Here is a 24221-nt window from a genome sequence, read left to right as displayed (position 1 = left end):
CTCCAATCAGTTGCGGAACGGGAATTTGAAAGCACGCAGCAGTGCGCGGCCTTCATCATCCGTACGAGCAGTGGTGGTCAGGGTAATGTCCAGACCGCGCAGAGCATCGATCTTGTCGTAATCGATTTCCGGGAAGATGATCTGCTCTTTCACGCCCATGCTGTAGTTGCCACGACCGTCGAAGGACTTGGCGTTCAGGCCGCGGAAGTCGCGAACCCGAGGCAGGGAGATCGCCAGCAGGCGGTCCAGGAACTCGTACATCTTGTCGCGACGCAGGGTCACCTTGACACCGATCGGCCAACCTTCACGGACTTTGAAGCCCGCGATGGATTTACGAGCGAAAGTCACAACTGGCTTTTGACCAGTGATCTTTTCCAGGTCGGCAACAGCGTGCTCGATGACTTTCTTGTCACCGATCGCTTCGCCCAGGCCCATGTTCAGGGTGATCTTGGTTACGCGCGGAACTTCCATCACGTTCGAAAGCTTAAGTTCTTCCTTAAGCTTGGGAGCGATTTCGTTCCGGTAAATCTCTTTCAGTCGTGCCATTGTCTTCTACCTAGCAGTGTTCAAGCATCAACCGCTTTCTGGGTCGACTTGAAGACACGAATTTTCTTGCCGTCTTCAACTTTGAAGCCAACGCGGTCTGCCTTGTTGGTTTCGCTGTTGAAAATGGCAACGTTGGAAGCGTGCAGAGGCGCTTCTTTTTCGACGATACCGCCCTGTACGCCCGCCATCGGGTTAGGCTTGGTATGACGCTTGACCAGGTTGACACCGCCAACGACCAGACGGTCGTCAGCGAGAACCTTCAGCACCTTACCGCGCTTACCTTTGTCTTTGCCGGCGATCACGATGATCTCGTCATCACGACGAATCTTTTGCATGTCGGATCTCCTTACAGCACTTCAGGGGCGAGCGAGACGATCTTCATGAACTTCTCAGTACGAAGTTCACGGGTCACTGGCCCGAAGATGCGAGTGCCGATCGGCTCTTGCTTGTTGTTCAGCAGAACAGCAGCGTTGCCGTCGAAACGAATGATGGAACCGTCAGCGCGACGTACACCGTGACGGGTACGGACGACAACAGCAGTCATCACCTGGCCTTTTTTGACCTTACCGCGCGGAATTGCTTCCTTGACGGTTACCTTGATGATGTCACCGATACCGGCGTAACGACGGTGCGAACCGCCGAGCACCTTGATGCACATGACGCGACGAGCGCCGCTGTTATCGGCCACATCGAGCATGGATTGAGTCTGAATCATAAAATTTCTCCGACCCTTAGCCCTTAGACTTCAACAGCGCGTTCGAGGACTTCAACCAGTGCCCAGGACTTGGTCTTGGCCAGCGGACGGGTTTCACGGATGGAAACCTTGTCGCCGATCTTGCACTGGTTGGCTTCGTCGTGCGCGTGCAGCTTAGTCGAACGCTTAACGTATTTACCGTAGATCGGGTGCTTAACGCGACGCTCGATCAGAACGGTGATGGTCTTGTCCATTTTGTCGCTGACGACACGGCCAGTCAGCGTACGGACGGTTTTTTCAGCTTCAGCCATGATCACTTACCTGCCTGCTGGTTGAGCACAGTTTTCACGCGAGCGATGTCACGCTTAACTTGCGAGAGCAGGTGCGACTGCCCCAACTGGCCAGTTGCTTTCTGCATACGCAGATTGAACTGGTCGCGCAGCAAGCCGAGCAGTTGCTCATTCAGTTGCTGTGCCGATTTTTCACGAAGTTCATTCGCTTTCATCACATCACCGTCCGCTTAACAAAGGAGGTGGCGAGAGGCAGCTTTGCAGCGGCCAGAGCGAAAGCTTCGCGCGCCAGCTCTTCAGAAACACCCTCGATTTCGTACAGGACTTTGCCTGGCTGAATCTGGGCAACCCAGTATTCCACGGAACCCTTACCTTTACCCATACGAACCTCGAGAGGTTTCTTGGAGATCGGCTTGTCCGGGAACACACGGATCCAGATCTTACCGCCACGTTTTACGTGACGGGTCAGCGCACGACGTGCGGACTCGATCTGGCGAGCGGTGAGGCGACCGCGAGCAACAGCCTTCAGGGCGAATTCGCCGAAGCTGACTTTGCTACCGCGCAGTGCCAGACCACGGTTGTGGCCGGTCATCTGCTTGCGGAATTTTGTACGCTTTGGTTGCAACATTTGGCGTACCCCTTACTTAGCAGCTTTTTTACGAGGCGCTGGTGCTTGTGGTTTCAGTTCTTCTTGGCGACCACCAATAACTTCGCCTTTGAAGATCCAAACCTTCACACCGATCACACCGTAGGTGGTGTGAGCTTCGTAGGTGTTGTAGTCGATATCGGCACGCAGGGTGTGCAGAGGCACACGACCTTCGCGATACCACTCGGTACGAGCAATCTCAGCACCGCCGAGACGACCGCTCACCTGGATCTTGATGCCCTTGGCACCAATACGCATGGCGTTCTGAACGGCGCGCTTCATGGCGCGACGGAACATTACGCGGCGCTCCAGCTGCTGAGCTACGCTCTGCGCAACCAGCATAGCGTCGAGTTCCGGCTTGCGGATCTCTTCGATGTTGATGTGCACAGGCACACCCATCTGCTTGGTCAGGTCCTGACGCAGCTTCTCGACATCTTCACCTTTCTTACCGATAACGATACCGGGACGAGCGGTGTGGATGGTGATGCGTGCAGTTTGAGCCGGACGATGAATATCGATACGGCTTACGGACGCGCTTTTTAGTTTGTCCTGGAGGTACTCACGCGTTTTCAGATCCTTCAACAGGTAATCTGCGTAAGTAGCACCGTCTGCGTACCAGACGGAGGTGTGCTCCTTGACGATTCCCAGGCGAATGCCAGTGGGATGTACTTTCTGACCCATCTGATCGACTCCGTTACTTGTCCGCAACCTTGACAGTGATATGGCAAGACCGCTTGACGATGCGATCAGCACGGCCTTTGGCACGTGGCATGATGCGCTTCAGCGAACGCCCTTCGTTGACGAAGACGGTGGAGACCTTCAGGTCATCAACGTCTGCGCCTTCGTTGTGTTCGGCGTTGGCAACGGCCGACTCGAGGACTTTCTTCATGATTTCAGCGGCTTTTTTGCTGCTGAAGGCCAACAGGTTGAGCGCTTCGCCCACCTTCTTCCCGCGGATCTGGTCGGCGACCAAGCGGGCTTTCTGGGCGGAGATGCGAGCGCCCGACAACTTAGCGGCTACTTCCATTTCCTTACCCCTTAACGCTTGGCTTTCTTGTCAGCCACGTGCCCGCGATAGGTGCGGGTACCGGCGAACTCGCCCAGTTTGTGGCCGACCATGTCTTCGTTCACCAGAACTGGGACGTGTTGACGACCGTTGTGTACCGCGATGGTCAGACCGACCATTTGTGGCAGGATCATCGAACGGCGCGACCAGGTTTTAACTGGCTTGCGATCGTTCTTCTCCACCGCCACTTCGATCTTCTTCAGAAGGTGAAGATCGATAAAAGGACCTTTTTTCAGAGAACGTGGCACTGTCGTATCCCTCTAGTTACTTGCGACGACGGACGATCATGTTGTCGGTACGCTTATTACCACGAGTCTTAGCACCCTTGGTTGGGAAGCCCCATGGCGATACCGGATGACGACCACCGGAGGTACGACCTTCACCACCACCATGTGGGTGGTCAACCGGGTTCATGGCAACACCACGAACGGTTGGGCGAACGCCGCGCCAGCGTTTGGCACCAGCTTTACCCAGCGAGCGCAGGCTGTGCTCGGAGTTCGAGACTTCGCCCAGGGTCGCACGGCACTCAGCCAGTACTTTGCGCATCTCACCGGAGCGCAGGCGCAGAGTCACGTAGACGCCTTCACGAGCGATCAGCTGAGCCGAAGCACCAGCGGAACGAGCGATCTGAGCACCTTTACCCGGCTTCAGTTCGACGCCGTGAACGGTGCTACCTACTGGGATGTTGCGCAGTTGCAGGGAGTTACCGGCCTTGATTGGGGCCAGGGCACCTGCGATCAGCTGGTCGCCAGCGCTCACGCCTTTAGGGGCGATGATGTAGCGACGCTCGCCGTCTGCGTAGCACAGCAGGGCGATGTGAGCAGTACGGTTCGGATCGTATTCGATACGCTCGACAGTGGCTGGAATGCCATCTTTGTCGTTGCGACGGAAGTCGACCAGACGGTAATGCTGCTTGTGACCACCACCAACGTGACGAGTGGTGATGCGGCCATTGTTGTTACGACCACCAGACTTCGATTTTTTCTCGATCAGCGGTGCGTGAGGAGCGCCTTTGTGCAGCTCCTGGTTGACCACCTTGACCACGAAACGGCGGCCAGGGGAAGTCGGTTTGCATTTAACGATTGCCATGATGCACCCCTTCCTTACTCAGCACTGCTGCTGAAATCGAGATCTTGGCCTGGCTGAAGGGAGACGATCGCCTTCTTCCAGTCATTACGCTTGCCCAGACCACGTGCGGTACGCTTGGTTTTACCCAGAACGTTAACGGTCGACACGTTTTCAACTTTTACGTTGAACAGGCCTTCGACAGCTTTCTTGATTTCCAGCTTGGTTGCATCGGTAGCAACCTTGAATACGAACTGGCCTTTTTTCTCAGCCAGAACGGTAGCCTTCTCGGAAACGTGCGGGCCAAGGAGGACTTTAAATACGCGTTCCTGGTTCATCCCAGCAGCTCCTCGAATTTCTTCACGGCCGAGACAGTGATCAACACTTTCTCGTATGCGATCAGACTGACCGGGTCGGAACCTTGAACGTCACGTACATCTACGTGCGGCAGGTTGCGAGCAGCCAGGTACAGGTTCTGATCAACAGCGTCCGAAACGATCAGTACGTCGTTCAGACCCATGCCGTTCAGCTTGTTCAGCAGGTCTTTGGTTTTCGGGGCTTCAACAGCGAAGTCCTGAACCACGACCAGACGGTCGCTACGCACCAGCTCAGCAAGGATGGAGCGCAGAGCTGCGCGATACATCTTCTTGTTGAGCTTCTGCGAGTGATCCTGAGGACGAGCTGCGAAGGTAACACCACCGCCACGCCAGATCGGACCACGAGTGGTACCAGCACGAGCACGGCCAGTACCCTTCTGACGCCATGGGCGCTTACCGCCACCAGCCACGTCGGAACGGGTCTTCTGCTGCTTGGTGCCCTGACGGCCGCCGGCCATGTAGGCCACGACTGCTTGGTGTACCAGCGTCTCGTTGAATTCGCCACCGAAGGTCAGTTCGGAAACTTCGATCGCCTGAGCGTCATTTACATTGAGTTGCATGTCAGTTTCCCCTTAACCGCGAGCCTTGACAGCTGGACGAACAATCACGTCGCCGCCAGTAGCGCCCGGAACGGCACCCTTGACCAGCAGCAGATTGCGCTCAGCGTCTACACGCACTACTTCCAGGGACTGAACAGTCACGCGCTCGGCGCCCATGTGACCGGACATTTTCTTGCCCTTGAACACACGACCAGGAGTCTGGCACTGGCCGATGGAGCCTGGGACACGGTGCGACACGGAGTTACCGTGGGTGTTGTCCTGACCACGGAAGTTCCAGCGCTTGATGGTACCGGCGAAGCCTTTACCTTTGGACTGACCAGTAACGTCTACCAGCTGGCCTGCAGCGAAGAGTTCAGCTTTGATCGAGTCGCCAGCCTGGAACTCGCCTTCTTCAAGACGGAACTCCCAGACACCGCGACCAGCGGCAACGTTCGCTTTAGCGAAGTGACCTGCCTGAGCGGCAGTCACGCGCGAAGCACGACGCTCGCCGACAGTGACTTGCACTGCACGGTAGCCATCGGTTTCTTCAGTTTTGAACTGGGTGACGCGATTCGGCTCGATCTCAATGACCGTGACCGGAATGGAGACACCTTCTTCGGTGAAAATGCGGGTCATACCGCACTTGCGACCGACTACACCAATAGTCATGTTGTAAACCTCATGAGTGTACGGGGCTTTCACCCGCTATGGCCGCCCATTTCAGAGCGTTACACGACCAGACCGAAGTCTTAGCCGAGGCTGATCTGCACTTCCACGCCTGCCGCGAGATCAAGCTTCATCAGCGCATCAACGGTTTTATCCGTTGGCTGGACGATGTCCAGAACACGCTTATGAGTGCGAATCTCGTACTGATCACGCGCGTCTTTGTTGACGTGCGGGGAGACCAGAACGGTGAAACGCTCTTTGCGGGTAGGCAGTGGAATTGGACCACGCACTTGTGCACCAGTACGTTTCGCGGTTTCCACGATTTCCTGGGTGGATTGGTCGATCAGGCGATGGTCGAAAGCCTTCAACCTGATACGGATTTGCTGATTTTGCATTGGATTTCAGACTCCAGGCTGTTCCCATCGGGCGCACTACGCCCGTTAAAAGGAGGCGTGATTCTATAGACGCCCCCATTTAGTGTCAACCCAATAAAAAAAGCCCCCGCTGAGCGGGGGCTTTTTCAATCGACCGAGTGATTACTCGATGATTTTGGCTACGACGCCGGCGCCGACGGTACGACCGCCTTCACGGATAGCGAAGCGCAGACCGTCTTCCATTGCGATGGTCTTGATCAGGGTGACAGTCATCTGAATGTTGTCACCTGGCATTACCATTTCAACGCCTTCCGGCAGTTCGCAGTTACCGGTCACGTCAGTGGTACGGAAGTAGAACTGAGGACGGTAGCCTTTGAAGAACGGAGTGTGACGACCGCCTTCTTCCTTCGACAGAACGTAGACTTCTGCGGTGAACTTGGTGTGCGGCTTGACCGAACCTGGCTTGACCAGAACCTGGCCACGCTCAACGTCGTCACGCTTGGTACCACGCAGCAGAACGCCGCAGTTCTCGCCAGCACGACCTTCGTCCAGCAGCTTGCGGAACATCTCGACACCGGTGCAGGTGGTGGTCGAAGTTTCACGCAGACCAACGATTTCCAGCGGGTCTTGAACGCGAACGATACCACGCTCGATACGACCGGTAACAACGGTACCACGACCCGAGATCGAGAATACGTCTTCGATCGGCATCAGGAACGGCTGGTCAACGGCACGAACTGGCTCAGGAATGTAGGCATCCAGAGTTTCTACCAGCTTCTTGACAGCGGTAGTGCCCATTTCGTTGTCGTCTTTGCCTTCCAGCGCCATACGAGCCGAACCGATGATGATCGGAGTGTCGTCGCCTGGGAAGTCGTAGGTGGACAGCAGGTCGCGAACTTCCATCTCGACCAGTTCCAGCAGCTCAGCGTCGTCTACCAGGTCAGCCTTGTTCAGGAAGACCACGATGTACGGAACGCCAACCTGACGGGACAGCAGGATGTGCTCACGGGTTTGTGGCATCGGACCATCGGCGGCCGAGCAAACCAGGATCGCGCCGTCCATCTGGGCAGCACCGGTGATCATGTTCTTCACGTAGTCAGCGTGACCTGGGCAGTCAACGTGAGCGTAGTGACGAATGTTCGAGTTGTACTCGACGTGAGCGGTGTTGATGGTGATACCGCGCGCTTTTTCTTCCGGAGCCGAGTCGATCTTGTCGAACTCAACGACTGCCGAACCGAAAACTTCGGAGCAGACGCGAGTCAGAGCTGCGGTCAGAGTGGTCTTACCGTGGTCAACGTGGCCGATGGTGCCGACGTTAACGTGGGGAAGGGAACGATCAAATTTTTCTTTAGCCACGACAGTGAACCTCTTGCCTAAAGGGCTGGATTAGCCTTGTTTTTTAACGAGTGCTTCGACGATGTTCGACGGAGCTTCGGAGTACTTGGAGAATTCCATGGAGTAGCTTGCGCGACCCTGAGACATGGAACGAACGTCGGTCGCATAACCGAACATCTCTCCCAGTGGGACTTCTGCACGGATAACCTTGCCGGAGACCGAGTCATCCATACCCTGGATCAGACCACGACGACGGTTCAGGTCACCCATCACGTCACCCATGTAATCCTCAGGGGTTACTACCTCAACCTTCATGATCGGCTCAAGCACAACACCGCCACCCTTCTGGGCCAGCTGCTTGGTCGCCATGGAGGCCGCGATCTTGAACGCCATCTCGTTGGAGTCGACGTCGTGGTACGAACCGTCGAACACGGTAGCCTTCAGGCCGATCAGAGGATAGCCGGCGACAACGCCGTTCTTCATCTGCTCTTCGATACCCTTCTGGATCGCCGGGATGTATTCCTTCGGAACCACACCGCCAACGACTTCGTTGGTGAAGACCAGGCCTTCGGTGATGTTGCCCTTTTCGTCCTGATCCGGCTCGGAGAAGCGGATCCAGCAGTGACCGAACTGACCACGACCGCCGGACTGACGAACGAACTTGCCTTCGATCTCGACGCCGGACTTGGTGATCTTCTCGCGGTACGAAACCTGAGGCTTACCAATGTTGGCTTCAACGTTGAATTCGCGCTTCATGCGGTCAACGATGATGTCCAGGTGCAGCTCACCCATACCGGAGATGATGGTCTGGCCAGTCTCTTCGTCGGTCTTGACACGGAACGACGGGTCTTCCTGAGCCAGCTTGCCCAGTGCGATACCCATTTTTTCCTGGTCTTGCTTGGTCTTCGGCTCAACAGACAGCGAAATCACTGGCTCTGGGAAGTCCATGCGCTCAAGGATGATTGGCTTGTCAGCGTCGCACAGGGTTTCACCAGTGGTAACGTCTTTCATGCCGATCAGGGCCGCGATGTCGCCAGCGCGAACTTCCTTGATCTCTTCACGCTGGTTGGCGTGCATCTGCACCATACGACCAACGCGCTCTTTCTTGCCTTTGACCGAGTTGATGACCGAGTCACCGGAGTTCAGAACGCCCGAGTAGACGCGAACGAAGGTCAGAGTACCTACGAACGGGTCGGTAGCGATCTTGAACGCCAGAGCCGAGAACGGCTCGTTGTCGTCAGCGTGACGCTCGTCATGACGAACAGCCGGGTCGTCTTTGGCCAGGTCGGCGTCGTCCGGGTTGATACCCTGGATAGCAGGGATCTCGGTCGGAGCCGGCAGGAAGTCGATAACGGCGTCGAGAACCAGAGGAACACCCTTGTTCTTGAACGAAGAACCGCAGACCGCAGGCACGATCTCGCTCGCCAGAGTACGGGCGCGCAGACCAGCCTTGATCTCTTCGACGGACAGGTCACCTTCTTCGAGGTACTTGTTCATCAGCTCTTCGTTGGCTTCAGCAGCGGACTCGACCATGTTGGCGCGCCACTCTTCAGCCAGCTCCAGCATATCGGCAGGAATCTCTTCCTCGCGATAGGTGGTGCCCTTGTCGTCTTCGTTCCAGTAGATGGCTTTCATCTTGATCAGGTCAACCTGACCCTGGAAGTTGTCTTCAGCACCGATAGCCAGCTGGATTGGAACCGGGGTGTGACCCAGGCGGTTCTTGATCTGGCCGACAACGCGCAGGAAGTTGGCACCAGCACGGTCCATCTTGTTCACGTAGACAACACGTGGAACGCCGTACTTGTTGGCCTGACGCCATACGGTTTCGGACTGCGGCTCAACGCCGGAGGTACCGCAGAACACGACGACCGCGCCGTCGAGTACGCGCAGCGAACGCTCTACTTCAATGGTGAAGTCTACGTGGCCGGGGGTATCGATGACGTTTACGCGGTAGTTGTCGTACTGACCACGGGAGCCTTTCCAGAAAGTGGTAACAGCAGCGGAGGTAATGGTGATACCGCGCTCCTGCTCCTGAACCATCCAGTCGGTGGTCGCGGCGCCATCATGCACCTCGCCCATCTTGTGGCTCAGGCCTGTGTAGAACAGGATCCGCTCGGTAGTGGTAGTCTTGCCCGCGTCAACGTGCGCGCAGATACCGATGTTACGGTAGCGGTTAATTGCTGTAGTACGAGCCATAAAGCCCTCGCAAAAAGATTGATGCTTGAATTAGAAGCGGTAGTGCGAGAACGCCTTGTTGGCTTCAGCCATACGGTGCACGTCTTCACGCTTCTTGACTGCAGCACCCTTGCCTTCAGCAGCATCCAGCAGCTCGCCAGCCAGGCGCAGAGCCATCGACTTCTCGCCGCGCTTGCGGGCGTAGTCTACGAGCCAGCGCATTGCCAGAGCGTTACGACGGGACGGACGAACTTCAACCGGAACCTGGTAAGTGGCACCGCCGACACGGCGGGACTTTACTTCGACCAGCGGAGCGATGGCGTCGAGAGCTTTCTCGAAGATTTCCAGGGGATCGCTGTTCTTGCGTGCTTTGACGGTATCCAGAGCACCGTAAACGATGCGCTCGGCTACGGCCTTCTTGCCGCTTTCCATCACGTGGTTCATGAACTTGGCGAGGATCTGGGATCCGTACTTCGGATCGTCCAGGATCTCACGTTTTGCTGCTACACGACGTCTTGGCATGATAAGCCCTCAAACGGTCTTCAGGTTAGCCCGGGACGTGGGTCTTCGACCCCTGCCCGACCTTACTCTTATCGACTCAAAAAATTGGATGTCTGCAAACGGCCGATTACTTCGGACGCTTGGTACCGTACTTCGAACGACCCTGGTTACGGCCTTTGACGCCCGAAGTATCCAGAGAGCCGCGAACGGTGTGGTAACGAACACCTGGCAAGTCTTTTACACGGCCGCCACGGATCAGGACGACGCTGTGCTCTTGCAGGTTGTGGCCTTCACCACCGATGTACGAGGAAACCTCGAAACCGTTGGTCAGACGCACACGGCATACTTTACGCAGTGCCGAGTTAGGTTTTTTCGGCGTGGTGGTGTACACGCGGGTGCACACGCCACGACGTTGCGGGCAGTTCTGCAGCGCAGGAACGTCGGATTTCTCGACGATACGCTTACGCGGCTGACGTACCAGCTGGTTGATAGTTGCCATCTACTAGCTCCACTGATTGTCTTGCGACGCTATTGTCTTGCAAGAAAAGCCAAAAATTGGCGAGACGGAGCCTCACCAAATTTAAGGGTACAAAAGTCTAAAGAGGATCTTGCACCCAGTCAAGACGAGGCCCCGGCCCTCCCCGCCCGGTCATCGGTAACAAATCCTGTCACCGATGACCTTCAGGAACTGCCGGGGCCCTGCCCTGTACTTAGTTACCGCTGGAGTTCAGCGCTTCGGTCAGTGCGGCTTCCACCTCACTGGCGCTTACACGCAGCGGCTTGTCGGCATCACGGCGACGCTTACGCTCGCTGTGGTACGCCAGACCGGTACCAGCCGGGATCAGACGACCCACGACCACGTTCTCTTTGAGGCCGCGCAGGTAATCGCGCTTGCCGGTTACCGCCGCTTCGGTCAGTACGCGGGTAGTTTCCTGGAAGGAAGCCGCGGAGATGAACGACTCGGTCGACAGCGACGCCTTGGTGATACCCAGCAGCACGCGGGTGAACTTCGAGATGAACTTGTCCTCGCTGGCGAGACGCTCGTTCTCGACCAGTACCTGGGTCAGTTCCATCTGGTCGCCCTTGATGAAGCTGGAATCGCCCGACTCGGAGATCTCGACCTTGCGCAGCATCTGACGCAGGATGGTCTCGATGTGCTTGTCGTTGATCTTCACGCCCTGCAGACGGTAAACGTCCTGAATCTCGTTGACGATGTACTTCGCCAGCGCGCTCACACCCAGCAGACGCAGGATGTCGTGCGGATCGCTCGGACCGTCGGAGATAACTTCGCCGCGGTTTACCTGTTCGCCTTCGAAGACGTTCAGGTGGCGCCACTTCGGAATCAGCTCTTCGTACGGCTCGCTACCGTCGGTCGGGGTAATGACCAGACGACGCTTGCCCTTGGTCTCTTTACCGAAGGCGATGGTGCCGCTGACTTCTGCCAGAATCGAGGCTTCTTTCGGACGGCGCGCTTCGAACAGGTCGGCAACGCGCGGCAGACCACCGGTGATGTCACGGGTCTTGGACGTTTCTTGCGGGATACGCGCGATAACGTCACCAACACCGATCTGGGCGCCGTCAGCCACACCAACCAAGGCGTTGGCCGGCAGGAAGTACTGAGCAGGTACGTCGGTACCTGGCAGGTACAGATCCTTGCCAGAGGCGTCGACCATCTTGATGGCCGGACGGATTTCCTTGCCTGCGGCAGGGCGATCCTTGACGTCCATGACTTCGATGTTGGTCAGGCCGGTCAATTCGTCAGTCTGACGCTTGATGGTGATGCCTTCCTCCATGCCTACGAAGGTCACGGTACCTTTCAGCTCGGTGACGATCGGGTGGGTGTGCGGGTCCCACTTGGCGACGATGGCGCCAGCTTCGACCTTGTCACCTTCCTTGACCGAAATCACAGCACCGTAAGGCAGCTTGTAGCGCTCACGCTCACGACCGAACTCGTCGGCAATGGCCAGCTCGCCGGAACGCGATACCGCGACCAGGTTGCCATCGGCACGCTCAACCTGCTTCAGGTTGTGCAGACGCACCATACCACCGTTCTTCACCTGTACGCTGTCGGCAGCCGAAGTACGGCTTGCAGCACCACCGATGTGGAACGTACGCATGGTCAGCTGGGTACCCGGCTCACCGATCGACTGAGCGGCGATAACGCCGACAGCTTCACCGATGTTGACCAGGTGACCACGCGCCAGGTCGCGACCGTAGCACTTGGCACAGATGCCGTAGCGGGTTTCACAGTTGATCGGCGAACGAACGACGACTTCGTCGATGCTGTTCAGCTCGATGAACTCGACCCACTTCTCGTCGACCAGGGTACCGGCCGGAACGATGACGTCCTCGGTGCCTGGCTTGAACACGTCACGGGCAATCACACGACCCAATACGCGCTCGCCCAGCGGCTCTACAACGTCGCCGCCTTCGATGTGCGGAGTCATCAGCAGGCCCTGGTCGGTGCCGCAGTCGATCTCGGTCACAACCAGATCCTGGGCAACGTCTACCAGACGACGAGTCAGGTAACCGGAGTTCGCGGTCTTCAGTGCAGTATCCGCCAGACCCTTACGAGCACCGTGGGTCGAGATGAAGTACTGCAGAACGCTCAGACCTTCACGGAAGTTCGCGGTGATCGGCGTCTCGATGATGGAGCCGTCCGGCTTGGCCATCAGACCACGCATACCGGCCAGCTGACGGATCTGGGCGGCCGAACCACGCGCACCGGAGTCTGCCATCATGTACATCGAGTTGAAGGACTCTTGCTCGACTTCCTTGCCCTCGCGGTCGATGACCTTCTCTTTCGAGAGGTTGGCCATCATCGCCTTGGACACTTCGTCGTTCGCCTTCGACCACAAGTCGATGACCTTGTTGTACTTCTCGCCCTGGGTTACCAGGCCGGACGCGTACTGGCTCTCGATCTCCTTCACTTCGTCGGTAGCGGTACCGATGATGCGGGCTTTTTCGTCCGGGATAACGAAGTCGTTAACACCGATGGAAACGCCGGAGATGGTCGAGTAGGCGAAACCGGTGTACATCAGTTGGTCAGCGAAGATCACGGTCTCTTTCAGACCAACCACGCGATAGCACTGGTTGATCAGCTTGGAGATCGCCTTTTTCTTCATCGGCTGGTTGACCACGTCGTACGGCAGACCTGCCGGTACAACCTGGAACAGCAGCGCACGGCCGACAGTGGTGTCGACGATGCGGGTGTTCTTGACCACCGAGCCATCACGCTCTTTCACGGTTTCGTTGATACGAACCTTGATTTTCGCGTGCAGGGCAGCTTCGCCGGCGCGGAATACGCGGTCGACTTCCTGCAGGTCAGCGAACACGCGACCTTCGCCCTTGGCGTTGATGGCTTCACGGGTCATGTAGTACAGACCCAGTACAACGTCCTGCGACGGAACGATGATCGGCTCACCGTTGGCTGGCGACAGGATGTTGTTGGTCGACATCATCAGTGCGCGCGCTTCGAGCTGGGCTTCCAGGGTCAGCGGCACGTGAACGGCCATCTGGTCACCGTCGAAGTCGGCGTTGTACGCGGCGCAGACCAGCGGGTGCAGCTGGATAGCCTTACCTTCGATCAGAACCGGTTCGAAGGCCTGGATACCCAGACGGTGCAGGGTCGGTGCGCGGTTGAGCAGGACGGGGTGTTCGCGAATCACTTCGGCGAGAACGTCCCACACCTCTGGCAGTTCGCGCTCGACCATCTTCTTGGCAGCCTTGATGGTGGTCGCCAGACCACGCATTTCCAGCTTGCCGAAAATGAACGGTTTGAACAGCTCCAGAGCCATCTTCTTCGGCAGACCGCACTGGTGCAGACGCAGGGTCGGACCTACGGTAATTACCGAACGGCCAGAGTAGTCCACACGCTTACCGAGCAGGTTCTGACGGAAGCGACCTTGCTTACCTTTGATCATGTCGGCCAGCGACTTCAGCGGACGCTTGTTCGAGCCAGTGATGGCGCGACCGCGACGGCCGTTGTCCAGCAGGGCGTCGACCGCTTCCTGCAGCATGCGCTTCTCGTTGCGCACGATGATGTCCGGCGCCGACAGATCGAGCAGGCGCTTCAGACGGTTGTTACGGTTGATCACCCGACGATACAGGTCGTTCAGGTCGGAGGTCGCGAAGCGGCCGCCATCCAGCGGAACCAGCGGGCGCAGGTCCGGCGGCAGCACTGGCAGGACGGTCAAGACCATCCACTCAGGCAGGTTGCCCGAACCCTGGAAAGCTTCCATCAGCTTCAGGCGCTTGGACAGCTTCTTGATCTTGGTTTCCGAGTTGGTCTGCGGAATCTCTTCGCGCAGGCGGCCGATCTCGTGCTCCAGGTCGATAGCGTGCAGCAGTTCGCGGACAGCCTCGGCACCCATGCGGGCATCGAAGTCATCGCCGAACTCTTCCAGCGCTTCGAAATACTGCTCGTCGTTCAGCAGTTGGCCTTTTTCAAGGGTGGTCATGCCTGGGTCGATAACGACATAGCTCTCGAAGTAGAGAACACGCTCGATATCACGCAGGGTCATGTCCATCAGCAGGCCGATCCGGGACGGCAGCGACTTCAGGAACCAGATGTGGGCAACCGGCGAAGCCAGTTCGATGTGGGCCATGCGCTCACGACGAACCTTGGCCAGGGCGACTTCAACGCCGCACTTCTCGCAGATGACACCGCGGTGCTTCAGGCGCTTGTACTTACCGCACAGGCACTCGTAGTCCTTGACTGGGCCAAAGATCTTGGCGCAGAACAGGCCGTCACGCTCAGGCTTGAACGTACGGTAGTTGATGGTTTCCGGCTTCTTAACTTCACCGAACGACCACGAACGGATCATTTCAGGCGACGCCAGACCGATGCGGATGGCGTCGAACTCTTCGACTTGACCCTGGTTTTTCAGCAAATTCAGTAGGTCTTTCAAGGCCTTTCCTCCTGGCGGAGCAGGGAGCGGGCATTAGCTGCCCACTCCCCTTCGCGTCACGTGTTATTCGGTTTCCAGATCGATATCGATACCGAGCGAACGGATCTCTTTGATCAACACGTTGAAGGACTCGGGCATGCCCGGCTCCATACGGTGATCGCCATCCACGATGTTCTTGTACATCTTGGTACGGCCGTTCACGTCGTCCGACTTCACTGTGAGCATTTCTTGCAGGGTGTATGCCGCGCCGTATGCTTCCAGCGCCCACACTTCCATCTCCCCGAAACGCTGACCACCGAACTGCGCCTTACCACCCAGCGGCTGCTGGGTAACCAGGCTGTACGAACCAGTGGAACGCGCGTGCATCTTGTCGTCCACCAAGTGGTTCAGCTTGAGCATGTACATGTAACCAACGGTCACTGGACGCTCGAACTTGTTGCCGGTACGGCCATCGAACAGCACCATCTGGCCGCTCTCTGGCAGGTCGGCCAGTTTCAGCATGGCCTTGATCTCATGCTCCTTGGCACCGTCGAAGACTGGAGTGGCCATGGGCACGCCCTTCTTCAGGTTGTTCGCCAGGGTAAGGATCTCTTCGTCAGAGAACTCGTCCAGGTTTTCCTGACGACCGCCAATCTCGTTGTAGATCTCGGTCAGGAAGGTACGCAGTTCAGCGGCCTTGCGCTGTTCTTCGATCATGCGGTCGATCTTCTCGCCCAGACCTTTGGCCGCGAGGCCCAGGTGGGTTTCAAGGATCTGACCGACGTTCATACGCGAAGGTACACCCAGCGGGTTCAGTACGACGTCGACCGGAGTACCGTTGGCGTCGTGCGGCATGTCTTCGACCGGCATGATCACCGAGACAACACCCTTGTTACCGTGACGACCGGCCATCTTGTCACCCGGCTGGATGCGACGGCGGATTGCCAGGTAGACCTTGACGATCTTCAGAACGCCCGGAGCCAGGTCATCGCCCTGCTGCAGCTTGCGCTTCTTGTCTTCGAACTTGTCGTCCAGCAGACGACGGCGATCGACGATGTACTGCTGAGCTTTTTCCAGCTGCTCGTTCAGTGCATCTTCAGCCATGCGCAGCTTGAACCACTGCCCATGCTCCAGACCGTCCAGCACTTCGTCAGTGATCACGGTGCCTTTCTTCAGGCCCGCGCCACCGTCGACCACCTGGCCGTTCAGGGCAGCACGCAGACGCTCGAAGGTTGCGCCTTCGACGATGCGGAACTCTTCGTTGAGGTCCTTGCGGATCTCGTCCAGTTGCATCTTCTCGATGGCCAGGGCACGGCTGTCGCGCTCTACGCCATCACGGGTGAAGACCTGAACGTCGATGACGGTACCCTTGGTGCCGGTCGGCACGCGCAGGGAGGTGTCTTTGACGTCGCTGGCTTTCTCACCGAAGATCGCGCGCAGCAGCTTCTCTTCCGGAGTCAGCTGGGTCTCGCCTTTCGGAGTGACCTTGCCGACCAGGATGTCACCAGCGCCGACTTCGGCACCGACGTAGACAATACCGGCTTCGTCCAGTTTGTTCAGGGCGGCTTCACCGACGTTCGGGATGTCCGCGGTGATTTCCTCTGGGCCAAGCTTGGTGTCACGCGCCACACAGGTCAGTTCCTGGATGTGGATGGTGGTGAAACGGTCTTCCTGAACAACACGCTCGGACAGGCAGATGGAGTCTTCGAAGTTGAAGCCGTTCCACGCCATGAACGCGATGCGCATGTTCTGACCCAGTGCCAGTTCACCCATGTCGGTGGACGGGCCGTCGGCCATGATGTCACCACGCGCAACCACATCACCCTTGCTGACCAGCGGACGCTGGTTGATGCAGGTGTTCTGGTTGGAACGGGTGTATTTGGTCAGGTTGTAGATATCCACACCTGCTTCGCCGGTTTCGACTTCGTCGTCGGCTACGCGAACGACGATACGGCTGGCGTCGACCGAGTCGATCACACCACCACGGCGAGCTACCACGCAGACACCGGAGTCACGGGCGACGTTGCGCTCCATGCCGGTACCTACCAGCGGCTTGTCGGCACGCAGGGTCGGTACAGCCTGACGCTGCATGTTCGAACCCATCAGTGCACGGTTGGCGTCGTCGTGCTCGAGGAACGGAATCAGCGAGGCAGCGACGGAAACAACCTGCTTCGGCGAAACGTCCATCAGGGTGACGTCTTCCGGCGCCTTGACGGTGAATTCGTTCAGGTGACGGACCGCTACAAGCTCGTCGATCAGCTGCTTCTTCTCGTTCATTGCGGCCGAAGCCTGTGCAATGACGTGATCCGCTTCTTCGATCGCCGACAGGAACACGATGTCATCGCTGACCACGCCTTCCTTCACCACGCGGTACGGGCTTTCCAGGAAACCGTACTGGTTGGTGCGGGCATAGGCTGCCAGGGAGTTGATCAGACCGATGTTCGGACCTTCAGGAGTCTCGATCGGGCACACACGGCCGTAGTGGGTCGGGTGTACGTCACGGACTTCGAAGCCAGCGCGCTCACGGGTCAGACCGCCTGGGCCGAGTGCAGAGACACGACGCTTGTGGGTGATCTCGGAGAGCGGGTTGTTCTGGTCCATGAACTGCGACAGCTGGCTGGAACCGAAGAACTCTTTCACCGCCGCCGCTACCGGCTTGGCGTTGATCAGGTCTTGCGGCATCAGGCCTTCGCTTTCAGCCATCGACAGACGTTCCTTGACCGCGCGCTCCACGCGCACCAGGCCAACACGGAACTGGTTCTCGGCCATCTCGCCGACGCAGCGAACGCGACGGTTACCCAGGTGGTCGATGTCGTCGACGATGCCTTTGCCGTTACGGATGTCGACCAGGGTCTTGAGGACCTCGACGATGTCTTCCTTGCTCAGCACGCCCGAACCTTCGATCTCGGTGCGACCGATACGACGGTTGAACTTCATGCGGCCTACGGCGGACAGGTCGTAACGCTCGGCGCTGAAGAACAGGTTGTTGAACAGGGTCTCGGCAGCATCCTTGGTTGGCGGCTCGCCTGGGCGCATCATGCGGTAGATCTCCACCAGAGCTTCCAGCTGGTTGCTGGTGGTGTCGATCTTCAGGGTGTCGGAGATGAACGGACCGCAGTCGATGTCGTTGGTATACAGCGTTTCGATGCGGACGACCTGAGCCTTGGCGATCTTGATCATCAGCTCGGTGGTCAGCTCGGTGTTGCACTCGGCGAGGATTTCACCGGTTGCCGGGTGCACGATGGCCTTGGCGGTAGTACGGCCCAGGACATATTCCAGCGGTACGTCCAGCTGGTTGACCCCAGCCTTCTCGAGCTGGTTGATGTGGCGCGCAGTGATACGACGGCCCTGCTCGACGATGACCTTGCCGCTACCGTCGTGGATATCCATCACCGCGACTTCACCACGCAGACGCTGCGGTACCAGTTCCAGGCTCAGCTTCTCGCCGGATACGTGGAATACGTTGGTGGTGTAGAAGGTGTTCAGAACCTCTTCGGTGCTGTAACCCAGGGCGCGCAGCAGTACCGAGGCCGGCAGTTTGCGGCGACGGTCGATACGGACGAACACGCAGTCTTTCGGGTCGAACTCGAAGTCCAGCCACGAACCACGGTAAGGGATGATGCGAGCGGAGTACAGCAGCTTGCCGGAGCTGTGCGTCTTGCCACGGTCGTGGTCGAAGAACACACCAGGCGAACGGTGCAGCTGGGAAACGATCACACGCTCGGTACCGTTGATAACGAAGGTACCGTTCTCAGTCATCAGGGGGATTTCACCCATGTAGACTTCTTGCTCTTTGATGTCCTTGATCGCTTTGTTCGACGATTCCTTGTCGAAGATGATCAGGCGCACCTTGACCCGCAGTGGGACCGCGAAGGTCACGCCACGCAGGACACATTCCTTCACATCGAAGGCTGGTTCGCCCAGGCGATAGCCTACGTACTCCAGGGCAGCATTGCCGGAGTAGCTGATGATCGGGAATACCGATTTGAAGGCCGCGTGCAGGCCGACGTCGCGGAACTGATCCTTGGATGCTCCCGCTTGCAGGAATTCGCGATACGAATCCAGCTGGATGGCCAGGAGGTAAGGCACATCCATGACGTCCGGCAACTTGCTAAAGTCCTTGCGGATACGTTTTTTCTCAGTGTATGAGTAAGCCATCAGCGTTCCCCAGCTTGGTCACCTGCTTGTTTGGCTTCTCCCGGCGGGAGCAGCCAGAAAATCGTGCAAACCTCTTGGTTTGCGCCACCCACATGGGTGTCTTGCAGCCAGTTATCGGGGCCGACCTGATCGGCCACCAATAACGGAAAAAGGCCGGTGGCATAAGCCACCAGCCATCAGCCTTCGCTCAACGCTCCGGCTGGAGTCGCAAGGTCGAGATTACTTCAGCTCGACTTTAGCGCCAGCTTCTTCCAGCTTCTTCTTCGCGTCTTCAGCGGCTTCTTTCGAAACGCCTTCAGCGATAACCTGAGGAGCGCCGTCGACTTTCTCTTTGGCTTCTTTCAGGCCCAGACCGGTCAGTTCACGAACGGCCTTGATCACGTTTACTTTCTTGTCGCCAGCTTCGGTCAGAACGACGTTGAACTCGGTCTGCTCTTCAGCAGCAGCGGCAGCAACAGCTGGGCCAGCGGCAACAGCGGCAGCAGCGGTAACGCCGAAGGTTTCTTCCATCGCTTTGATCAGTTCAACAATTTCCAGAACAGTTTTCTGGCCGATCGCTTCGATGATTTGTTCGTTAGTCAGAGACATGACTTAAATCCTGTATTGGGGTGACAGCCTACGCAGCCATCAAATTAAACGTATGATTTTGAAAGAGTTGCGCGTGCCTTAGGCAGCAGCAGCTTCTTTCTGGTCGCGCAGAGCTGCCAGGGTACGAGCCAGCTTGCTGGTTGCACCTTGGATTACGCTCATCAGCTGTGCGATAGCCTCGTCGCGAGTTGGCAGGGTTGCCAGCACGTCGATCTGGTTAGCGGCAAGGAACTTGCCGTCAAACGCAGCTGCCTTGATCTCGAACTTGTCCTGACCCTTGGCGAACTCTTTGAACAGACGAGCAGCAGCGCCCGGGTGTTCGTTGGAGAAAGCAATCAGGGTCGGGCCTTTGAACGCGTCGTTGAGGATCGAGAATTCGGTGCCTTCAACAGCGCGCTTGAGCAGGGTGTTACGTACGACACGTACGTAAACGCCAGCTTCGCGGGCCTCTTTACGGAGTCCGGTCATTGCGCCTACAGTCACACCACGGGCATCAGCCACGACAGCGGACAGAGCGACTTTGGCAGCCTCGTTGACTTCAGCGACGATGGCCTTCTTGTCTTCGAGTTTAATTGCCACGGGTTTACTCCTGGTTTTTACCGTTTCATCTGGCCGAAGCCGGATGTCGTTTTGGTGTCTGATTCGGTAACGAATCGGGAGCACCATCTGCGTAGGCTTGTGGTTTAAGGCTTGCGCCGCCTACGGTCTTGGATAGCCCCCGCCAGGCAGGGACCCCAATTTTTTGCTGGTGGCGCGACGAATCGCGCCACCATCGGTCTTACGCGTTCAGCGAGCTCTGGTCGATGACCAGGCCTGGGCCCATGGTGGTGCTCAGGGTAACGCGTTTGACGTAGATACCTTTCGAAGAAGCAGGCTTGATACGCTTCAGATCAGCGATCAGTGCCTCAACGTTTTCCTTCAGCTTGCCAGCTTCGAAGCCGACCTTGCCAACGGAGGTGTGGATGATACCGTTTTTGTCGGTACGGTAGCGAACCTGACCAGCCTTGGCGTTTTTGACAGCCGAAGCGACGTCTGGCGTCACGGTACCAACTTTCGGGTTAGGCATCAGGCCGCGCGGACCCAGAACCTGACCCAGCTGACCTACAACGCGCATTGCATCAGGCGATGCGATGACGACGTCATAGTTCAGGTCGCCGCCTTTCATTTCGGCAGCCAGATCGTCCATACCTACGCGGTCAGCGCCAGCAGCCAGAGCGGCTTCAGCAGCAGGACCCTGGGTGAAGACGGCAACACGTACGGTCTTGCCAGTGCCGTGTGGCAGCACGGTAGCGCTACGAACGACCTGGTCGGATTTACGCGGGTCAACGCCGAGGTTGACGGCAACGTCGAAGGACTCGCTGAACTTCACGGTGGACAGTTCGGCCAGCAGCACTGCTGCTTCTTCGAAGTTGTAAACTTTGCCAGCTTCGACTTTCGAAGCAATGGCCTTTTGGCGCTTGGTCAGCTTAGCCATTACACACCCTCCACGTTCAGACCCATGCTGCGGGCAGAGCCAGCGATGGTGCGTACAGCTGCGTCCAGGTCAGCAGCGGTCAGATCAGCCTGCTTGGTCTTGGCGATCTCTTCCAGCTGAGCACGGTTGACGGTACCAACCTTGACAGTGTTCGGACGAGCCGAACCGCTGGTCAGGCCAGCAGCCTTCTTCAGCAGAACCGAAGCAGGGGTGCTCTTGGTTTCGAAAGTGAAGCTACGGTCACTGTAAACAGTGATGATCACTGGAGTCGGCAGACCTGGCTCTTGACCCTGAGTACGGGCGTTGAAGGCCTTGCAGAATTCCATGATGTTCACACCGTGTTGACCCAGTGCTGGACCAACGGGTGGGCTTGGGTTGGCCTGGCCGGCCTTAACTTGCAGCTTGATGTAAGCCTGAATCTTCTTAGCCATGAGCTACTCCAATATCGGGTACGAACGCCAGATGGCTCCCCGGATGACTTGCGTTTTATCCCAGTGACGACAAAACCCCGCAGCACACAGGGCTGCGGGGTATGGGATGCGTTGTCCGCCTAGACCTTTTCGACCTGGCTGAACTCGAGCTCCACCGGAGTAGAGCGACCGAAAATGAGCACCGCCACCTGGAGGCGACTCTTTTCGTAGTTAACCTCTTCGACGCTACCATTGAAGTCAGCAAACGGACCATCAATGACTCGAACCACTTCACCCGGCTCGAAGAGCGTCTTCGGCTTCGGCTTATCACTACCGTCAGCCACGCGACGCAGGATAGCTTCAGCTTCTTTATCAGTGATCGGCGCAGGCTTATCTGCGGTACCACCGATAAAGCCCATCACACGAGGGGTGTCCTTGACCAAGTGCCAAGTCCCTTCGTTCATCTCCATCTGGACCAGAACGTAGCCAGGGAAGAATTTGCGCTCACTTTTGCGCTTCTGGCCGTTGCGCATCTCAACGACTTCTTCGGTCGGGACCAGGATCTCGCCGAACTCGTCTTCCATGCCAGCCAGCTTGACGCGCTCGATCAGCGACCGCATCACATGCTTCTCGTAACCCGAGTAAGCATGCACAACATACCAACGCTTAGCCACGGGACACCTTTAGCCAACGATCAAGGAGACCGCCCAGCCGAGCAGGGAATCAAGACCCCACAGCAGCAGTGCCATAACCAACACGACAGCCACGACAATCAGAGTGGTCTGGGTGGTTTCCTGGCGGGTCGGCCACACGACTTTACGAATCTCGGTACGAGCTTCCTTCGCCAGCGCAAAGAACGACTTACCCTTCGCAGTCTGCAGAGCAACGAAGCCTGCGACAGCAGCCAGGGCGAGAAGTGCAAGGACGCGATACAGGATTGGAGAGGCGGAGTAATACTGATTACCCACAACGCCAACGACTACCAAAGCCACTACAGCCAGCCACTTGAACAGATCAAAACGCGATTCTTGGGCTTCAGTCTTGGGCGTCATCGGGGAGGATCCTGTGAGAAGAAAGCCAATCACACCGAGGTGAATGGCAGGTCAGGAGGGAATCGAACCCCCAACCTACGGTTTTGGAGACCGTCGCTCTGCCAATTGAGCTACTGACCTATAACGCTGTATCAGGCCGGCCATTATACCGGCCCGATCAAGTAAATCAACTACTTATTCAATAATTTTTGCTACGACGCCGGCGCCGACGGTACGACCGCCTTCACGGATAGCGAAGCGCAGACCGTCTTCCATTGCGATGGTCTTGATCAGGGTGACAGTCATCTGAATGTTGTCACCTGGCATTACCATTTCAACGCCTTCCGGCAGTTCGCAGTTACCGGTCACGTCAGTGGTACGGAAGTAGAACTGAGGACGGTAGCCTTTGAAGAACGGAGTGTGACGACCGCCTTCTTCCTTCGACAGAACGTAGACTTCTGCGGTGAACTTGGTGTGCGGCTTGACCGAACCTGGCTTGACCAGAACCTGGCCACGCTCAACGTCGTCACGCTTGGTACCACGCAGCAGAACGCCGCAGTTCTCGCCAGCACGACCTTCGTCCAGCAGCTTGCGGAACATCTCGACACCGGTGCAGGTGGTGGTCGAAGTTTCACGCAGACCAACGATTTCCAGCGGGTCTTGAACGCGAACGATACCACGCTCGATACGACCGGTAACAACGGTACCACGACCCGAGATCGAGAATACGTCTTCGATCGGCATCAGGAACGGCTGGTCAACGGCACGAACTGGCTCAGGAATGTAGGCATCCAGAGTTTCTACCAGCTTCTTGACAGCGGTAGTGCCCATTTCGTTGTCGTCTTTGCCTTCCAGCGCCATACGAGCCGAACCGATGATGATCGGAGTGTCGTCGCCTGGGAAGTCGTAGGTGGACAGCAGGTCGCGAACTTCCATCTCGACCAGTTCCAGCAGCTCAGCGTCGTCTACCAGGTCAGCCTTGTTCAGGAAGACCACGATGTACGGAACGCCAACCTGACGGGACAGCAGGATGTGCTCACGGGTTTGTGGCATCGGACCATCGGCGGCCGAGCAAACCAGGATCGCGCCGTCCATCTGGGCAGCACCGGTGATCATGTTCTTCACGTAGTCAGCGTGACCTGGGCAGTCAACGTGAGCGTAGTGACGAATGTTCGAGTTGTACTCGACGTGAGCGGTGTTGATGGTGATACCGCGCGCTTTTTCTTCCGGAGCCGAGTCGATCTTGTCGAACTCAACGACTGCCGAACCGAAAACTTCGGAGCAGACGCGAGTCAGAGCTGCGGTCAGAGTGGTTTTACCATGGTCAACGTGGCCGATAGTGCCAACGTTCACGTGTGGTAGGGAACGATCAAACTTTTCCTTAGCCATCGATACAA

General features: G+C 57.4%; 28 protein-coding genes and 1 tRNA gene. All 29 read right to left on the bottom strand.

Features of this window, described 5'->3' with window-relative positions; genetic code table 11:
- Positions 1 to 6: 6 nt before the first annotated feature.
- The 29 genes from rplE to tuf (C4Q26_RS14095) all read right to left on the bottom strand — a co-directional run bounded on the left by rplE (position 7) and on the right by tuf (C4Q26_RS14095) (position 24213).
- A complete protein-coding gene (gene rplE / locus C4Q26_RS14230) occupies positions 7 to 546 on the bottom strand; it encodes a 50S ribosomal protein L5 (protein WP_023382628.1) in 540 nt (179 codons plus the stop codon).
- Between the two features lie 20 nt (positions 547 to 566).
- Complete coding sequence (rplX, locus tag C4Q26_RS14225) at positions 567 to 881, bottom strand: 50S ribosomal protein L24 (protein ID WP_023382629.1); 315 nt, start codon at positions 879 to 881, stop codon at positions 567 to 569.
- A gap of 11 nt (positions 882 to 892) precedes the next feature.
- Positions 893 to 1261: a 50S ribosomal protein L14 gene (rplN, locus tag C4Q26_RS14220; protein ID WP_002555479.1), complete on the bottom strand. Its 369-nt coding sequence runs from the start codon at positions 1259 to 1261 to the stop codon at positions 893 to 895.
- Positions 1262 to 1284: 23 nt separating this feature from the next.
- Positions 1285 to 1551: a 30S ribosomal protein S17 gene (rpsQ, locus tag C4Q26_RS14215; protein ID WP_003255478.1), complete on the bottom strand. Its 267-nt coding sequence runs from the start codon at positions 1549 to 1551 to the stop codon at positions 1285 to 1287.
- Between the two features lie 2 nt (positions 1552 to 1553).
- Entirely contained in the window at positions 1554 to 1745 is a 192-nt protein-coding gene (gene rpmC, locus C4Q26_RS14210) for a 50S ribosomal protein L29 (RefSeq protein WP_002555481.1), read from the bottom strand.
- On the bottom strand, positions 1745 to 2158 hold the full coding sequence (rplP, locus tag C4Q26_RS14205; RefSeq protein WP_003255479.1) for a 50S ribosomal protein L16: 414 nt from the start codon (positions 2156 to 2158) through the stop codon (positions 1745 to 1747). Before rplP ends, rpmC begins: the two co-directional genes overlap by 1 nt.
- A 12-nt stretch (positions 2159 to 2170) precedes the next feature.
- Positions 2171 to 2857, bottom strand: a complete 687-nt coding sequence (gene rpsC, locus C4Q26_RS14200; protein ID WP_003255481.1) for a 30S ribosomal protein S3 — start codon at positions 2855 to 2857, stop codon at positions 2171 to 2173.
- A 13-nt stretch (positions 2858 to 2870) separates the two neighbouring features.
- Positions 2871 to 3203, bottom strand: a complete 333-nt coding sequence (rplV, locus tag C4Q26_RS14195) for a 50S ribosomal protein L22 (protein ID WP_003103908.1) — start codon at positions 3201 to 3203, stop codon at positions 2871 to 2873.
- Between the two features lie 11 nt (positions 3204 to 3214).
- On the bottom strand, positions 3215 to 3490 hold the full coding sequence (gene rpsS, locus C4Q26_RS14190) for a 30S ribosomal protein S19 (protein ID WP_010486981.1): 276 nt from the start codon (positions 3488 to 3490) through the stop codon (positions 3215 to 3217).
- Between the two features lie 16 nt (positions 3491 to 3506).
- Positions 3507 to 4331, bottom strand: a complete 825-nt coding sequence (rplB, locus tag C4Q26_RS14185) for a 50S ribosomal protein L2 (RefSeq protein ID WP_023382630.1) — start codon at positions 4329 to 4331, stop codon at positions 3507 to 3509.
- Positions 4332 to 4345: 14 nt separating this feature from the next.
- Entirely contained in the window at positions 4346 to 4645 is a 300-nt protein-coding gene (rplW, locus tag C4Q26_RS14180; protein ID WP_003255484.1) for a 50S ribosomal protein L23, read from the bottom strand.
- Positions 4642 to 5244 (bottom strand): 50S ribosomal protein L4, encoded by a 603-nt coding sequence (gene rplD / locus C4Q26_RS14175; RefSeq protein ID WP_008089819.1) that lies wholly within the window; start codon positions 5242 to 5244, stop codon positions 4642 to 4644. The genes rplW and rplD overlap by 4 nt, the downstream gene beginning before the upstream one ends.
- A 12-nt stretch (positions 5245 to 5256) precedes the next feature.
- Entirely contained in the window at positions 5257 to 5892 is a 636-nt protein-coding gene (gene rplC, locus C4Q26_RS14170) for a 50S ribosomal protein L3 (protein WP_023382631.1), read from the bottom strand.
- A gap of 80 nt (positions 5893 to 5972) precedes the next feature.
- On the bottom strand, positions 5973 to 6284 hold the full coding sequence (rpsJ, locus tag C4Q26_RS14165; RefSeq protein WP_003186070.1) for a 30S ribosomal protein S10: 312 nt from the start codon (positions 6282 to 6284) through the stop codon (positions 5973 to 5975).
- 141 nt (positions 6285 to 6425) lie between these two features.
- Positions 6426 to 7619: an elongation factor Tu gene (gene tuf / locus C4Q26_RS14160; protein ID WP_023382632.1), complete on the bottom strand. Its 1194-nt coding sequence runs from the start codon at positions 7617 to 7619 to the stop codon at positions 6426 to 6428.
- Between the two features lie 30 nt (positions 7620 to 7649).
- Complete coding sequence (gene fusA, locus C4Q26_RS14155) at positions 7650 to 9794, bottom strand: elongation factor G (RefSeq protein WP_023382633.1); 2145 nt, start codon at positions 9792 to 9794, stop codon at positions 7650 to 7652.
- Positions 9795 to 9824: 30 nt separating this feature from the next.
- Entirely contained in the window at positions 9825 to 10295 is a 471-nt protein-coding gene (gene rpsG, locus C4Q26_RS14150; protein ID WP_003246741.1) for a 30S ribosomal protein S7, read from the bottom strand.
- Between the two features lie 106 nt (positions 10296 to 10401).
- Complete coding sequence (gene rpsL / locus C4Q26_RS14145) at positions 10402 to 10773, bottom strand: 30S ribosomal protein S12 (protein ID WP_003186084.1); 372 nt, start codon at positions 10771 to 10773, stop codon at positions 10402 to 10404.
- A gap of 211 nt (positions 10774 to 10984) precedes the next feature.
- Complete coding sequence (gene rpoC / locus C4Q26_RS14140) at positions 10985 to 15184, bottom strand: DNA-directed RNA polymerase subunit beta' (protein WP_023382634.1); 4200 nt, start codon at positions 15182 to 15184, stop codon at positions 10985 to 10987.
- Positions 15185 to 15247: 63 nt separating this feature from the next.
- The gene (gene rpoB / locus C4Q26_RS14135; RefSeq protein WP_023382635.1) at positions 15248 to 19321 is read right to left on the bottom strand and encodes a DNA-directed RNA polymerase subunit beta; all 4074 of its coding nucleotides are present in this window, start codon (positions 19319 to 19321) and stop codon (positions 15248 to 15250) included.
- A complete protein-coding gene (locus C4Q26_RS27865) occupies positions 19321 to 19491 on the bottom strand; it encodes a hypothetical protein (protein WP_023382636.1) in 171 nt (56 codons plus the stop codon). The genes rpoB and C4Q26_RS27865 overlap by 1 nt, the downstream gene beginning before the upstream one ends.
- A 49-nt stretch (positions 19492 to 19540) precedes the next feature.
- Positions 19541 to 19909, bottom strand: coding sequence for a 50S ribosomal protein L7/L12 (gene rplL / locus C4Q26_RS14130; RefSeq protein WP_011531883.1), 369 nt, complete (start codon positions 19907 to 19909; stop codon positions 19541 to 19543).
- A gap of 78 nt (positions 19910 to 19987) precedes the next feature.
- On the bottom strand, positions 19988 to 20488 hold the full coding sequence (rplJ, locus tag C4Q26_RS14125; protein ID WP_003257082.1) for a 50S ribosomal protein L10: 501 nt from the start codon (positions 20486 to 20488) through the stop codon (positions 19988 to 19990).
- A 199-nt stretch (positions 20489 to 20687) separates the two neighbouring features.
- Positions 20688 to 21383 carry a 50S ribosomal protein L1 gene (gene rplA / locus C4Q26_RS14120; RefSeq protein ID WP_023382637.1) on the bottom strand — a complete coding sequence of 232 codons (696 nt, stop codon included), beginning with the start codon at positions 21381 to 21383 and terminating at the stop codon, positions 20688 to 20690.
- Complete coding sequence (gene rplK / locus C4Q26_RS14115) at positions 21383 to 21814, bottom strand: 50S ribosomal protein L11 (RefSeq protein ID WP_023382638.1); 432 nt, start codon at positions 21812 to 21814, stop codon at positions 21383 to 21385. Before rplK ends, rplA begins: the two co-directional genes overlap by 1 nt.
- A 119-nt stretch (positions 21815 to 21933) precedes the next feature.
- Positions 21934 to 22467, bottom strand: coding sequence for a transcription termination/antitermination protein NusG (gene nusG, locus C4Q26_RS14110; RefSeq protein WP_011531880.1), 534 nt, complete (start codon positions 22465 to 22467; stop codon positions 21934 to 21936).
- Between the two features lie 9 nt (positions 22468 to 22476).
- Positions 22477 to 22845 (bottom strand): preprotein translocase subunit SecE, encoded by a 369-nt coding sequence (secE, locus tag C4Q26_RS14105; RefSeq protein WP_008089117.1) that lies wholly within the window; start codon positions 22843 to 22845, stop codon positions 22477 to 22479.
- Between the two features lie 44 nt (positions 22846 to 22889).
- Positions 22890 to 22965 (bottom strand) — tRNA-Trp (locus C4Q26_RS14100).
- Between the two features lie 54 nt (positions 22966 to 23019).
- The gene (gene tuf, locus C4Q26_RS14095; RefSeq protein ID WP_023382632.1) at positions 23020 to 24213 is read right to left on the bottom strand and encodes an elongation factor Tu; all 1194 of its coding nucleotides are present in this window, start codon (positions 24211 to 24213) and stop codon (positions 23020 to 23022) included.
- Positions 24214 to 24221: the final 8 nt, after the last annotated feature.

This window comes from Pseudomonas sp. SWI44, from assembly GCF_002947915.1.
In the GTDB taxonomy this organism is placed as follows: Bacteria; Pseudomonadota; Gammaproteobacteria; order Pseudomonadales; family Pseudomonadaceae; genus Aquipseudomonas; species Aquipseudomonas taiwanensis.
The sequence above is the reverse complement of the archived record's forward strand: the minus strand, read 5'-3'. Positions and strand labels throughout refer to the sequence as shown.